Raw genomic sequence first — 13,375 nt, 5'->3', positions numbered from 1 at the left:
CCCCGGTAGGGTTTAGTTACCCTGGGTGAAGATTCCCCGCGCCTTATCTTTAAGGACTGTGGTCGCGGGGAAGATTCGCCCGCTCATAGCAATGTAGATACCAGGCTCTAAAAGCCCCAGGGCAGTTACCGCTGACCCCAGGTTGAAGCTGGCGTCAGAGGCCCGCATAGAAGCCGGTTGCATGGCCCCGGTGAGCACGACGACCTTGCCCTGTGCCTTTTTGTTCGCTTGCAGGTAGCGAGCAGTCTCGGGCATAGTGTCCGTACCGTGGGTGATCATGATGTGCTGGGTCTCTACCGCTTCGAGGGCGGAGGCAAGAACTGCGCGGTCCCGATCGGTCATGTCCAGGCTGTCGAGTTTCAGCACACTCTGTACCGTGAAGTTGATGTCGCTGAGCACAGGGCTCAGGAGCTCGGGGACGCTGGGCGGGCCAATAATAAGTTCCCCCTCTAGGGAGTAGATTTTATCCACGGTCCCCCCGGTAGTCAGAACGGTAATATGGCTGGGGTGCTGAATAGGCATCTATTGGCTTTCTACTGGTGCTGACGTGCTCTCTTACTCTGGCACGCCTAAGGGGGTTGCGGAATTGCTGGATTAAAGTCTAGTCCACGGTTTTATCTTTTCGGGGCGGTAGTATGGTCCCTAGGATTTTCCACTGAGCAAAGGAACACTATGTCTGTAGCGACTGCACCTCTTAAGCTGACCTTCCCTATCGTAGGGGCACAGTGGCTTGCCGCTCATCTAACGGCACCTAACCTGATTGTTCTGGACGCGTCGGTCGGTGACTTTGCAGGAGCAAGCGAGGGGATCCCCGGTGCCCGCGCTTTCGATATTGACGGTCAATTCAGCGCCTCCCAAGGCGTTCACACCATGCTCAGTGCACCCGAGTTTGAAGACAGGGCACGGGCTCTGGGAATTAACAAGGACTCAGCTTTGGTGGTCTATGACAGGCAGGGCATGTTCTCTGCCGCCCGTGGTTGGTTCATGTTTGTGGCCATGGGTTTTGACAACGTGGCTGTTCTGGACGGCGGCCTACCCGCCTGGGTAGAAGCTGGCTACCAACAGCTCCCTCTGGATCGTGGCCCCTTCGTCCCTGGCTCTTTCCTTGCAGAAGACCGAGAGATTTTCGTGGATGCCCTGACCACCAAGGCCATGGCGGGTCACGATTCAGCACAGGTTATTGATGCCCGCAGCGCTGAGCGTTTTGCCGGCAAGGCGCCGGAACCGCGCCCCGGTTTACGGGCCGGGCATATCCCCGGCTCTGTCAACCTACCTTTCACCAGCCTGCTCGATGAACGGGGCAGGTTCCGTCAGCCCGATGAAGTTAAAAGGGCTGTCGATGAGGTTGCCGATGGCAAAGAGCTACTGATTTTCACCTGCGGTTCCGGTGTCACCGCCTGCGTGGATGCCCTAGCCGCCTATGTTTCTGGCTACCAGCAGATTGCCGTCTACGACGGTTCCTGGGCTGAGTACGGGGCAGAAGACCCCGCCGGGGTACGCCCCGTGGAGCGCTAAAATGCGTGTTGAAAGCTAACTAGCTCCAGGAACAGGCGCACTACCAGCCCAAGCATAAGAAAACCCCGGTCTTCCTAGGAAGACCGGGGTTTAGCTGTGCGCCCTGTGGGGCTCGAACCCACGACTAAGAAGTTTATGGTGTTCATTTCACTCAGTTGCCACTCGCGAAGTAAAAATGTAGTCTGGAATCAGACACCGTCCTGAGAAGGGTACAGCTGGGTTCCTGAATAGGAGTAGGGCTTAAGGCCCGAGAATTCCTTTGCTCCTGGGGACGGTGTCTCTAATTTTTCTATTGTCTTTGCCTAACGCGCAAAGAAATCTGATCCAAAATTTCTGTTGGATTCTCCGCTAGTTTTGAGATGATGAACTCCGCTGCCGCCTGAGAATAAACCCACGATGAATTAGTCTCATTACGAGCTTTTCGGTCATAGGTGAACTTCTCATTACCTTTAAGCTGAAAAGCTTTAATAAAATTCTGAAGATGGTACCGATTAATCGACTCGCAAGTTTGTTGTCTGTAACCTAGCTGAATCTTCCGAGCCTTTAGACGTTTATTCACCTCAGATAGAAGCCCGTTGGCTGTATAGGGGTAGTAGCTAGCGGTATCTTTAACATCCTTGACTATGGTGATTCCTTGTTGCGCATCTTTATCAATATACACGTTAAGATCTGCGTCTTTGGCCTTACGGACAAGGCGGAAGCTCGTCTCATAGATAGCCGCGACCTTACCGTCTTTCTCGCTACCGGCTGCATTTGAAGCCAACGAGCTCATCCTGAGCAGTTGTTCAGCAACATTCGGGCTGTACTTTGCTCGGATTGTCTCAGGCTCGATCATCCCGCGGCGGACAGCAAGCGCTAAATGGTTCTCTGGGATAAGGTCGCTGACGGATTCTCCGTGCAATTCAAGAAGCTTATCTGCGTAGTTTGTTACAGCAACCTGCAGAAAAGGACCAATAAAAATCTCATATTCATCAGTGACAAAGTGTGTATTGAGATTTCTGAATCTGATAACTTCCGTCATGTTAACCCGCAGAGGGCTCTTATCGTTGGTATCAACTTTCTTCAAAGCTTCCACCAACGAAATAGTACGCCCATCAGGGTAATAGATGGATTCCTCCCCGTTCTCCCTCACCAGGTAGGCTTTGAGCATCAGTTCCCACGCATTGCAGAGGAAGATCGAGCACGTTTCTGCGTGATATCTCAGTGTGGGGCGGTTATATAGCTCAATTGCCAGCGCAAAAGCTTCTTTGCTTTTGCTCAGTAGACGGTCTTCAATCTTTTCCTGCTCCATGAGCATATTGTATTGGTTCTGCAGGGACTGAAACAAAAAGTCTCGCTAGAAAAACCTAACGAGACTTTAGCTGTGCGCCCTGTGGGGCTCGAACCCACGACCCACGGATTAAAAGTCCGATGCTCTACCAACTGAGCTAAAGGCGCTCCACTGAGACGAACTCAGCGCTTACCACTATACACGCTGAGCACCGTACCCACAAAACCTTATTCACCTGCTGGGCCATCCGCTCGGCAGGCACCCAGCAACTAGGGCTAAACTAGCAGCTATGTCAGCCGCCCGCTTTCACCGCCCCATCAAGTTCTCCACCGAAAAATTCGAGCGCTTCCAAGGCGACACCAGCCCAGAAGACCTCACAGCCGCCGCCCAAGCCTCCGCCCGCGCTCTTCTTGCCCGCGGCCGGGCTAACGAAGACCCCTCCGTCACCAAACGGCTGGTGCGCTTTACCGACGAGTTCGGCATCGAAGCGGTCGCCCAGCTCTGGGCACAAGCTGCACCCGTGACGGTGGCAGGGGCCCTCTGGCGTATCTACGCCCTACGCGGCATCATCCGCGCAAACGCTCAGCTCATGAGCTACTACTACGAGCGCGGCATGCACTCCAACTACCTGGCCCAGGCCCTCGCTGGTGTGCCCTCACCTCCGACTGCCGAAGAAATCTGCTCCACCGTTGATGCCATTCTGGCCGGTGCCTATACCGGTGATTTTGATATAGCGCTGGAACGCTTTGCCGCTTTTTGCCGGGTGCTCTCCTTGGGGCAGGACGATATTGCCCTAGAACTAAGGCACGGACAGTCGCTTACCGACCACGGTCACAGGCACAGCGCAGATCCTCTCCATCTGCCCTCCCCCGAGGTCAAAGCCGAAGGGGCAAGCCGAGCTCAGCGGCTCCGCACCGCGGCCCGCAAGCTCCTGGGTACGGCAGGGGAACTTGAAGAAGCCGCTGCGCTCTGGCGGGCGGGCACCCTCGACTAGCCGTTCGCCCTACCTTGCTGGCAATAGCTTCTGCCTGGCTTACTTTCTGGGCACGGCAAAGGGCCCCGGTCCACTATTTCTAGCGGGCCGGGACCCCTCACCTATCTACCTGCTGGGGTGCCGGTAAAAGTTTTACCGGCTAGCCCCTAGGCGGCCTTAGCGGCTTACTACGTTCTGGTCGTAACGGTAGATGAAGGCTGCCATAGCATCACGGGCAATCGGGGTGACGGGGCGGAAGCTACCGTCCTCCCAGCCGGTGGTGATGCCAACCGAGTTCAGCCAGGAGATTTCCTTGTAGAACTGGTCGCCGGGCTTCACATCGCTGAACTTAGAATCAGCCGGTGCCGCGTAGGCAGGTTCCCCGGCCATGCGGTAGAAGAAGGCTGCCATAGCGTCACGGTTGACGTTAGCCTGGGGGCGGAAGGTGCCATCGGGGTAACCGGTGGTGATACCCATATCGTGCATCCAGGCAATTTCCTTGTAGAACTGATGGCTGGTAGGTACATCAGAGAAAGGTGATTCGCTGGGTGCGGTGTACTGGGGTGAGCCAGCCATACGGTAGAAGAAGGCTGCCATAGCGCCGCGCTCAACCTTGTTCAGCGGGCGGAAAGTGCCATCGGGGTAACCGGTGGTGATCTTCTGGTCAGCCAGCCAAGAGATTTCCTTGTAGAACTGGTCGCCGGGCTTCACATCGGTGAAACGGGGCTTGCCCTCAACAACGGAGGGGCTAGTCTCGGTGACGTTGAGGACCTCAGCCTTAGCGCCATCTTCACCGCTCTTGGTGCCGGTTAGGTCACCGCTGGCGTTGTGGAAGTGCAGGAGCAAGGCCTCATTGTTTGTAGCGCTACCGGGACCCTGGCGGTCTACGGTGATGTCGGCATCGGGTGCATCGACAAACAGGCCCTGAGCATCTGAGCTCTTACCAGAGAAAGTGAGCTCAGGTGAGTAGGGGTTGTAGCTAATCCAGTCGGTCTGGTCCACGGTGGATGGTTCGTACCAGGAGTAGGTAGAGACAGAGTAGCGCAGGTTCTTGGCCTTAGCTTCATCCAAACCAATAGCCGACAGTTTAACAGGTAGCGCCATGACGTTGCTATCGAAGGTGTTGGTGTCAACATCACCTAAGGCTCCGTTAAGGGGCTGAACATCCAGCAGAGTCAGCTGACCCTTATCGTAGCCGGTGGTGTAAACCAGCGGATAGTCCAGGCCGGGGAGGCGCTGTGTCATCACAACGTAGTCAGCACGGTTATCACCGTCCAGATCGATTCCCACTTCTACTGCTGTAGTCGGAGTGAGGTTTTCCCAGTTAGCCCAGGTTGAAAGGCCGATGGTCATGATGCCGTCCTTGGCTACATCTCCGCCGGAGGCCTCGAGCTCAGGAACGTTGCTGTAAGCGCCCACGTACTGCAGGTCAACGCGCTGGCTGGTCAGAGCACCAAGACGTGAGCTCTGAATACGGTCGCTCTTAGCGCCCAGCTGATAGGCACCAACCAGGGAGGTGTAACCGCCCTGATCTACAGGGCTACCTTCAAGGTCGATCTTTGCTTGGCTTGCATCGTTAGCAAATTCAATGCTTGAGGATGCAGCCTTCATATCAGCAACAGGCTTAGGAGCGATCTGAATAGGCAGACGGGTCTGCTGATCACCTTCAGTCAGGAGCAGGCGACCTGACTCAATGCTCAGATACTGGCGGGCAAAATCAAGCTGTTCAGCTCTACTTGCCGGGTCCAGTGTCTTAGCTAGCTGAGCAGGATCAACAGTCACAGTCACAGTTACCTGTGCCTTCTGGCCGGGCTGAACGGTGACGTTACCGGGGGTAGAGACAGTGACACCGGGAGTCTTTGAGGAAGCCTCGAAGGACAGTGCGTAGGTGTGAGCTACTGAGTCGTAGTTTTCTACGGTCAGGTCGCGGGTGTAGCTCTGAACACCGGCCGTGGGGAGGACCTCAACCACACCAAAGCTCTCGGAAACCTGCGCGGGGGTGTCTGAGTTATAGACCAGCACATTCTGGTTGACGGCCTGGAGAGCATCAACGCGGCCGGAGCCTACACGCTCAACGGACTGGACAGCACCGTCAGCGGTTTTCAGGTCGTGAACAGCAGAGTTCATGATCGCGGCCTTGACCTGGGGAGCTGAGTAGTTCTGGTGAGCCTGGTAGACCAGAGCGGCGATACCGGCTACGTGGGGGCTAGCCATTGAAGTTCCGGTGAAAATAGCCTTACCGTTACCGCTACCCACGGCTGCTGAGCCAATGTTGGTACCGGGGGCGGCAACATCGGGCTTGGTGAAGCCCTGGGAGCCGTGAACGCCCCTACCTGAGGATTCATTGACCCGGTCAAACTGCTCTGAGTCTACAACCAGAGAACCCACCCAGTCGCTTTGGAGCTTAATTTTTAGGTTGCCGGCCTGGGCTGCCGGGCGAACTTTCTCGGCATCACTCTTACTGAGGCGGATACCGGGGATTGTTGCGTTACCGGCGATGCCGATATTTTCGATCTCCAGGTTAGAAGCCAGGACAACGCCCTTGGCTCCTGCCTTCTCTAGGTTGTCGAAACGGACCTTAGAGCCGCAGGGGAAGGTCTCGAAGTTATCGGTCCAATCAATAAAGACCCACTTGCCACCAAAATCAGTGCCTGCGGGGAATGCGTCACAGGCAAACTTGTTATTCTCGGGCGCTGCGACAACGGTGCCGCTAAGCTCTTCCTCAGAAGCAGCGGCATAATCGAAACTAACCGAGTAGGAGCCCTTTACCTGGCCAGCAAGGTCGCTAGGAGCCGTTACCTCTGCCTTATCCACATAGGTAGTCGAACCAATCGAGTTGGCTACCGCCAGGGCGGATACAGCGTTTGCTGGGTTACCGGAGACAGAGTAGGTGTCCCCATTACCCTTAGCTGCTGAAGAGTTACCGGCGGCGACAACGCTTAGAATTCCATAGCGGGTCAGAGCATCAACCATGGCGTTCTCAGGGTCATCAATGGCACCAAAGTCGGAGCCCAGTGACATGTTGACCACATCAACACGGTCATCGTATTTACCGTCGCCGTTAGGGTCCAATGCTCGGTCAAGAGCCAGGCCCGTCAGATCGGTTGAGCCCTCACAGCCAAAGACACGCAGCCCAACAAGTTGAGCACCGGGAGCGGTGCCAGCACCGATCTTCATATCGCGCATCTGGTCTTCTGTGATCTTGGTGTAGTCACCCTTGAAGGTGCTACCGTCGGGGTTGACCGCGTAACCAGCTGCAGTGCCAGCAACGTGGGTACCGTGACCGGCGGCCTTGCAGTCTAGGGGGTTACCGTCTGGCTGAGGGACGCGAGTTTTACTGCCGTAGTCATCACCAGCTAGGTCATAACCGCCAATAAATTTCTCGGGGTCGTAGAGGCCAGAATCTGCCGCTGGCATCTCGCTCGAAGCTGAAGCCTTAGCGTAAGCCTCGCTGGTACCGGGACCACCAAACTGGGTGTGGGTGTAATCGATACCGGTATCGATCACAGCGATCTTGACACCTTCACCGGTGAAACCGGTCTGTTGCCAGGAGGCAATGGCCTTGGTATCAATGGCTGAGCCGGCATTTGAAGGGTACTTGGCAACGATGGGGGAAATCTTAACTACATCACTACGCGAGGCAAGCTCACGAATCTTAGCGGCGTCACCGCGCAAGGCAACACCGCGTACGGTGTTGTGGGCAGTGTAAATAACATCTGCACCTGCGGCAGCTGCAGCTGACTGCCCCTGCTTTTCAACAGCTGCGGCAATAGCCTGCACCTGCGCCTGAGCATCAACGGCAGTTGCCTGCTCACCCTGCAGAACAGAGTCCGGCTGAGTACTCTCGTAAGCTCCCTTACCGCGGAACTGGACGAAGACGCTCACCTGGCCTTCAGCGGCCTGCATGGAGGGACTAATAACCTGGTCGCCAATCTGATGGCCAGATTGCACCATATCGTCTACCGAGCCCTGGAAGAGCCGGGCATCTTCTAGGGCACTTGCTGCGGGCAGACCCAAAGTTAGGGCCATACCCAAGCCCAGGACAGATGCCACGCTGGCGCGAGCTACCTTCTTGGGTGTGTATTTTTCATTCATTGAAGGATTCCTTTGAATCAGTGATTCACGGTGTGTAAAAGTGCGAGCGTACAATAACAATGTCGTACATCACATTCTTAGTCAATAGTAACCCAGCTTATTACCCAAATATTTAGCCCCCGCCACACACTGGTGACACAGCAGAGAAGAACTTGCACTAAGCGGCCGCTTCTGCTTTCACTAGAGGCCAACAAAGACCCCGTACACAGCTTGACAGAGGCACCGCAGAGGAGAAAGATGTATTACAAGATGTCAGGCTGCTAAGGTAGCCCCGGGCTCCAAATCTTTAGCCGCTTCGAGCGGCCTACCGCCGAGAGGCGCTCCCAGCCTGGCATCCCTCAACTTTCATACGGCTTAGGCCGGGCACCACCCTCTTGGGCTGGCTGTCCGGCTTTTGCGTGCCCAAGGGTAGCGCCACCCCAGCATTTGTTAACTTTCTGGCGGTACCATAAGCACAAGCAGACCAGACAGCATCATCAGGAGAAACGGCAAATGCTCCAGCGCATGTTCCCCCAAGAAAACACTTCGCTAAAAGCCCTTGCCGGCCTCTCCGAACAGGTCTCAGCTTCCGCTGCCCTGCTCTCCGAAATGGTGGGTTCCCCCGAAGACCGCTACCCCGAACTGCTCGAAAGAACACTCACCCACGAAGCTGAAACACTCGACATGCTTCTAGCAACCATGACAGCGGTCCGTAGCTCCTTCTCCACACCTATTGCCCGCGAAGATATCTACGCACTCGCTGTTTCTCTCAACACCGCCGTTGAAAAGCTCACCTCCGCCGCAAATATTCTTCACCTCTACGGCATTGTCAGGTTCTCTCCTAAGGCCGCGACCCTTCTTGACCTCATTCAGCGTCAGGCCGTACTCACCACAGGCATCATCCCCAAACTCAGCACCCTGCGCGATATGGACAACTACTGGATAACCATGCTCCGCATCACCAAACAGGCCGTAAGAATCGCAGAGGAGTACGATGCCGATATCCAGGGCCGCTACAAGCAGAGTCGCTATCTGCAAACCAGGCGGTTTATCCATAAATTGGTTGAAGCCTCCGAAGCCATGCGCACCGTCGCCACAGAAATCGGTCGTATCATCGTTCAGGAATCCTAGTGACCCTGCTTCTCTTCGCCCTTAGCTGTATAGCCCTCATCGGCTTCACCTTTGTGACAGGTTTTCACGATGCTCCCAACGCAACAGCGATCCCCGTCAAGACACGAGCACTCACACCCAAGGTAGCTTTACGCACTAGCGCCCTCTTTAACTTTCTGGGCATGGCCCTCACCGGCCTTGCTCTGGGATCGCTGACAACACACTGGCTTACTGTTCCCCAGGGCAAGACCGGCCTGGGCATGATCCTGGCAACCCTCACCTCCGCAGTCATGTGGGGGCTCATCACCTGGTGGTTCCGTATGCCCTCGTCCTCAACCCACGCACTCATCAGTGGCCTTGCGGGGGCTGCCTGGGCGGCACAAACAGTAGGGCTTGGCCATTTTAACCCCTTTTCTGAACCGCTCACCACCTTCCTCATCATTCCCCTGATCCTGGTTCCCCTTGTCCTTTTCTGTTTCTCCTGGGCCGCTGTTTTCCCTTTCTACGGGTTACTTCAAGGCACCTACCCCGCCACCGTCAACAGGTTCTCCCGTATTATCCTGTCCCTGGCGAACTCCCTTATATCCCTGGTGCACGGCGTGCAAACAGGGCAGCGAGCTGTGGTGATATACGCGGTTCTACTCCTCTCGGCAGGGCTGGATGTCGCTCCGACGACCTACGTTATATCGGCGATTTTCCTGGCCATGGTGTTGGGCCTGGGCACGGCCCGCGGAAGCTCCCGTATCGGCTACACCTTCGCTCACCAGATGGTCAGAGTCGACCCCCTGCGAGGGGCTATCGCCCAAAGCTCCACCGCTTTAGCGCTCGTGCTTCTGCAGTTCTTCCTGAACACTCCGGTATCGTCCTCCCACCTATCAGCATCGGCAGTTCTGGGCTCCGGGGTTAACCAGCGGTTCGCAGCGGTGCGTCTCAAAATTGTTGTGCGCATTATTTTCACATGGGTCATCACTCTGCCGGCCTGCTTCATACTCTCAGCAGTTTTGCTCCTGGCTCTCTCGCCCCTGCTTTAGCTCAGGGTCTTTCCCCACAAACAGGGGCAAACCCCGACATCGCGGAGTCAGCCACCATTCGCTATATTGGGAAGAGAACCTCGCCCCAAACAGTCTGAAAGTGCCATGCCAAAAGTTGCAATTATCGTTCGCACCAAAGATCGACCGCTCTTTCTGAGGAGAGCTCTAGCCAACATCGCCGAACAAACCTACACGGACTACACGGTAGCTATCGTTAACGACGGTGGTGACCGTGAAGTCGTAGAACAACTGGTAGCACAAGCTCAGGGCCTCTCAGGAATCCAGATCCTTCATACAGGCTCATCAAAGGGTATGGAGGCTGCATCAAACCTGGGAATCAAAGCCACAGAATCGACCTATATAGCCATTCATGACGATGATGACCTCTGGGAACCAACTTTCCTGGAAACTACCGTAGCGGCCCTGGAAGAAACCGACGGGCAGTTAGTCACCGTACGCACTGATGAATATTTTGAACGTATCACCGATCAGGGCACCTTAGAATTCATCGAGTCAAGACCTTTCTGGGGCTTCCTCAACGACATCACGATTCAAGACCTCATGCGTATCAACCGAGCTGTCCCCATCTCTATCCTCTACCGCCGGAGTCTGCACGAAGAGCTAGGCTACTACGACGAATCCTTACCCGTGACCGGAGACTGGGAGTTCAATATCCGGGTAGCCTCCCGCTACCCGGTACACTTTATCGACCAGAACCTCGCTCACTGGTCCAAAAGGCCCCAAGCAGACGGTTCTAACGCCAACAGTGTCTACGCAGGCCAGATACTCCATAACATTTTCGACGGGCAGGTTCGTGCGCGGGCTATCCGCGAAGACCTCTCACAGCAGGGTCGGCTAGGCTCCTATCTCTTCCAGGCACACCTAGCAAATCAAGTCGATGGCAGAGTAGGGCATAACATTGACTTGACCAACAGCGTCCTTGACGAGCTGGCAGCTATCAACAGCAAGCTGGACCGGTTAGAAGAAACAAGTCGTGCCACCGCAGAGCAGCTTAACCGCATCGAGCGGGCGCTCTCCCTCAAATCACGCCTGACTCGTCTGGTGAAAGGAAACCGTTAACCATGCCACGTATTCTTGTGCTCGCCGATCTAGGGCAGGTTCAGTACCATGTGGGCGACGAGGCTATGGGCATTACAGTGTCCGCGGAACTTACCCGGCGGGGGTTCGATGTTGTCATCGCAACCCGTGACGTCGAACATTCCAGGCAATATATTGGGTCCGCAAGCGACTATATGGCAACCCTGCAGGTACCCTGGCCCCCGGCTGAACGTGAGCTTTATATTGCTGAGCTCCGCGCTCATTTAGCAGGTGCACCAGCACGGTCAGAAATCACAGATTTTGTGCACAATGTATCAGCAGTAGACGGCATAGTTATAGCTGGTGGCGGCAATATGAACTCCACCTATGGCTGGCTACTCTACGAGCGGGTTGCCTATGCTCTGATCGCTCAGGCCTATCAAATACCCCTGGTTATTTCGGGTCAGTCTCTGGGACCGGTTCTTACCGAAGCCGATGCAAAGGTTCTGCACGAGATGCTCGATATAGCCCAGCTCGTTGGCCTGCGCGAATCTAGCTCCTACAGCTGGGCCCTGTCCCGCGGTCTTAAAGCTAACCTCATTGCAGATGACGCTACTTTCTACCAGCATAAGCACCGCTCCCTACCCGGACGCCCGATTGTTGATTTGCCCGAGAACTATATCTGTGCCACCTTCAACGGCTTGAACTCCGGGCAGTCCCGGATAATCGGTCAGATCCTGGACGATATGCACCGCCAGTACGGCCTAGGCACCGTCTTCCTGCCCCATATGGGCCAGCCCCAGCAGGAGCAACAGGGCGATGTAGCGGTTCACCGAGAGATTGCCTCACACATGTTCTCGAACCCCATTGAGCTACCGGTCGTCCATGCAGACGACGCCGTCCAGGTACACAGGGGAGCTTACATCGGTTTTTCGACCCGCTACCACCCCGGGGTATTTTCCCTCTCAGCGGGTATTCCTTTCGTAGCCCTGCTACCCGATGCTTTTACCGACATGCGGGTACGAGGAATGATGAGCCAGTACGGTGCAGAGAACTACGCTATACCCCTGGCCCTCTTAAACTCAGCAGCCCCCCTTGAGGCACTGCACGAGGTAGTTCAGCTACGCCCTGAGCTTTCTGCAAGCCTGCAAGCACGCACAAACCGCCTGAGTGCTTTCTCAGCTCAGTGGTGGGATGCCGTATCCACTGTCTTAACCCACAAGAGCAACCATCTGGCCCCAACTATCCAAAATCTAGACAGTACTCCCACGCTTTTTACCGGTGAATGGAATCTCACTAATCTGCTGGTTCGTGACGATATTGCCGAGATTTCGCTGGCAGCCTCCCTAGCTCGCGCTGAAAGTGACCGAGCGCTTTCCTGGGACTACCAGCGTCTGCTCCAGCGCGACCGTGCCCAAGCCCGCGCCGATGAACTCGAGCGTAGGAACGCGGAGCTGGCTGATTCTCTGATTGAGGCAGAAGAAAACGCCACTCTACGCGGCTGGGTACGCCGCAAGATGCGCGGAGAGTAAAAAGGAACCCAGCTCCCGTCTGGGAGCTGGGCTTCTTTTATTTTTTAGCCGAAACGGCCTGAGACGTAATCCTCGGTGGACTTTTCTCGGGGGTTGTTGAAGATTTCCTGGGTGGGGGCATATTCAATGAGCTTGCCCGGTTTACCCGTTCCCGCAATGTTGAAGAAGGCGGTCTTGTCTGAGACGCGAGCGGCCTGCTGCATATTGTGGGTCACGATCACCACGGTGAACTCTTCTTTCAGCTCATTGATAAGATCCTCCACGGCCAGTGTAGAGATAGGGTCCAGGGCGGAGCAGGGCTCGTCCATCAGGATTACATCAGGTTTGACCGCTATGGAGCGGGCAATGCACAGGCGCTGCTGCTGACCGCCCGACAGGCCGGAACCCGGCTTATCTAGACGATCCTTAACCTCCTTCCAGAGGTTAGCACCGCGCAACGAGCTCTCAACCAGCTCATCGGCGTCACTCCTAGAAATTTTGCGGTTGTTGAGCCTGACCCCTGCTAAGACGTTTTCACGGATTGACATGGTGGGGAAGGGGTTAGGCCGCTGGAAAACCATGCCGATCTGCGAGCGCACGGTCACGGGGTCTACTCCCTTGCCGTAGAGGTCGTCCCCGTCGAGCAGGACCTTGCCTTCGACCCGGGCGCCGGGGATAACTTCGTGCATGCGGTTGAGGGTGCGCAGGAAGGTTGACTTGCCACAGCCGGAGGGGCCGATGAAGGCGGTCACTGTTCGTGGCTCAATGGCCATGGTGATATCTTCTACCGCGAGAAAGTCACCGTAGTACACGTTCAGGTTTTCAACGTCGATACGCTTTGACATGTGTTTTC

General features: G+C 55.7%; 10 protein-coding genes and 1 tRNA gene. 6 read left to right on the top strand and 5 right to left on the bottom strand.

All coding sequences use genetic code 11. The features are described 5' to 3' along the window. Window positions 1–12: 12 nt before the first annotated feature. Window positions 13–522, bottom strand: coding sequence for an asparaginase domain-containing protein (locus ACN08V_RS00835; protein ID WP_419104181.1), 510 nt, complete (start codon window positions 520–522; stop codon window positions 13–15). A gap of 150 nt (window positions 523–672) precedes the next feature. On the opposite strand from ACN08V_RS00835, the gene ACN08V_RS00830 reads away from it, so the two are divergent. Further along, entirely contained in the window at window positions 673–1,515 is an 843-nt protein-coding gene (locus ACN08V_RS00830) for a sulfurtransferase (protein WP_419104180.1), read from the top strand. 289 nt (window positions 1,516–1,804) lie between these two features. Here ACN08V_RS00830 and ACN08V_RS00825 read toward each other — a convergent pair whose 3' ends face one another. Further along, window positions 1,805–2,806, bottom strand: coding sequence for a DUF3644 domain-containing protein (locus ACN08V_RS00825; RefSeq protein WP_419104179.1), 1,002 nt, complete (start codon window positions 2,804–2,806; stop codon window positions 1,805–1,807). 73 nt (window positions 2,807–2,879) lie between these two features. Continuing rightward, window positions 2,880–2,952: transfer RNA gene (locus tag ACN08V_RS00820), tRNA-Lys, on the bottom strand. Window positions 2,953–3,074: 122 nt separating this feature from the next. Here ACN08V_RS00820 and ACN08V_RS00815 point away from each other — a divergent pair. Next, window positions 3,075–3,779, top strand: a complete 705-nt coding sequence (locus tag ACN08V_RS00815) for a histone acetyltransferase (RefSeq protein ID WP_419104178.1) — start codon at window positions 3,075–3,077, stop codon at window positions 3,777–3,779. A gap of 156 nt (window positions 3,780–3,935) precedes the next feature. Here the strand turns inward: ACN08V_RS00815 and ACN08V_RS00810 are convergent, their stop codons facing one another. Next, a complete protein-coding gene (locus ACN08V_RS00810) occupies window positions 3,936–7,853 on the bottom strand; it encodes a S8 family serine peptidase (protein WP_419104177.1) in 3,918 nt (1,305 codons plus the stop codon). Between the two features lie 492 nt (window positions 7,854–8,345). Between ACN08V_RS00810 and ACN08V_RS00805 the strand changes: the two genes are divergently transcribed. From ACN08V_RS00805 to ACN08V_RS00790, 4 genes are all read left to right on the top strand, one after another. Continuing rightward, complete coding sequence (locus tag ACN08V_RS00805) at window positions 8,346–8,963, top strand: DUF47 domain-containing protein (protein WP_419099037.1); 618 nt, start codon at window positions 8,346–8,348, stop codon at window positions 8,961–8,963. Continuing rightward, window positions 8,963–9,973: an inorganic phosphate transporter gene (locus ACN08V_RS00800; protein WP_419104176.1), complete on the top strand. Its 1,011-nt coding sequence runs from the start codon at window positions 8,963–8,965 to the stop codon at window positions 9,971–9,973. The genes ACN08V_RS00805 and ACN08V_RS00800 overlap by 1 nt, the downstream gene beginning before the upstream one ends. A gap of 105 nt (window positions 9,974–10,078) precedes the next feature. Further along, window positions 10,079–11,053: a glycosyltransferase family 2 protein gene (locus ACN08V_RS00795; protein WP_419104175.1), complete on the top strand. Its 975-nt coding sequence runs from the start codon at window positions 10,079–10,081 to the stop codon at window positions 11,051–11,053. Window positions 11,054–11,055: 2 nt separating this feature from the next. Beyond that, window positions 11,056–12,543 (top strand): polysaccharide pyruvyl transferase family protein, encoded by a 1,488-nt coding sequence (locus tag ACN08V_RS00790; RefSeq protein WP_419104174.1) that lies wholly within the window; start codon window positions 11,056–11,058, stop codon window positions 12,541–12,543. Window positions 12,544–12,587: 44 nt separating this feature from the next. Here the strand turns inward: ACN08V_RS00790 and pstB are convergent, their stop codons facing one another. After that, complete coding sequence (pstB, locus tag ACN08V_RS00785; RefSeq protein ID WP_419099033.1) at window positions 12,588–13,367, bottom strand: phosphate ABC transporter ATP-binding protein PstB; 780 nt, start codon at window positions 13,365–13,367, stop codon at window positions 12,588–12,590. Between the last annotated feature and the right edge of the window lie 8 nt (window positions 13,368–13,375).

It is taken from the genome of Rothia sp. P5766 (genome assembly GCF_048513555.1).
Lineage (GTDB): Bacteria > Actinomycetota > Actinomycetes > Actinomycetales > Micrococcaceae > Rothia.
This window is presented reverse-complemented; position numbering and strand designations above follow the sequence as displayed.

Coding starts and splice junctions, on each gene's coding strand:
- ACN08V_RS00835 (WP_419104181.1), bottom strand. CDS start 522: ATGCCTATTCAGCACCCCAGCCATATTACCGTTCTGACTACCGGGGGG.
- ACN08V_RS00830 (WP_419104180.1), top strand. CDS start 673: ATGTCTGTAGCGACTGCACCTCTTAAGCTGACCTTCCCTATCGTAGGG.
- ACN08V_RS00825 (WP_419104179.1), bottom strand. CDS start 2,806: ATGGAGCAGGAAAAGATTGAAGACCGTCTACTGAGCAAAAGCAAAGAA.
- ACN08V_RS00815 (WP_419104178.1), top strand. CDS start 3,075: ATGTCAGCCGCCCGCTTTCACCGCCCCATCAAGTTCTCCACCGAAAAA.
- ACN08V_RS00810 (WP_419104177.1), bottom strand. CDS start 7,853: ATGAATGAAAAATACACACCCAAGAAGGTAGCTCGCGCCAGCGTGGCA.
- ACN08V_RS00805 (WP_419099037.1), top strand. CDS start 8,346: ATGCTCCAGCGCATGTTCCCCCAAGAAAACACTTCGCTAAAAGCCCTT.
- ACN08V_RS00795 (WP_419104175.1), top strand. CDS start 10,079: ATGCCAAAAGTTGCAATTATCGTTCGCACCAAAGATCGACCGCTCTTT.
- ACN08V_RS00790 (WP_419104174.1), top strand. CDS start 11,056: ATGCCACGTATTCTTGTGCTCGCCGATCTAGGGCAGGTTCAGTACCAT.
- pstB (WP_419099033.1), bottom strand. CDS start 13,367: ATGTCAAAGCGTATCGACGTTGAAAACCTGAACGTGTACTACGGTGAC.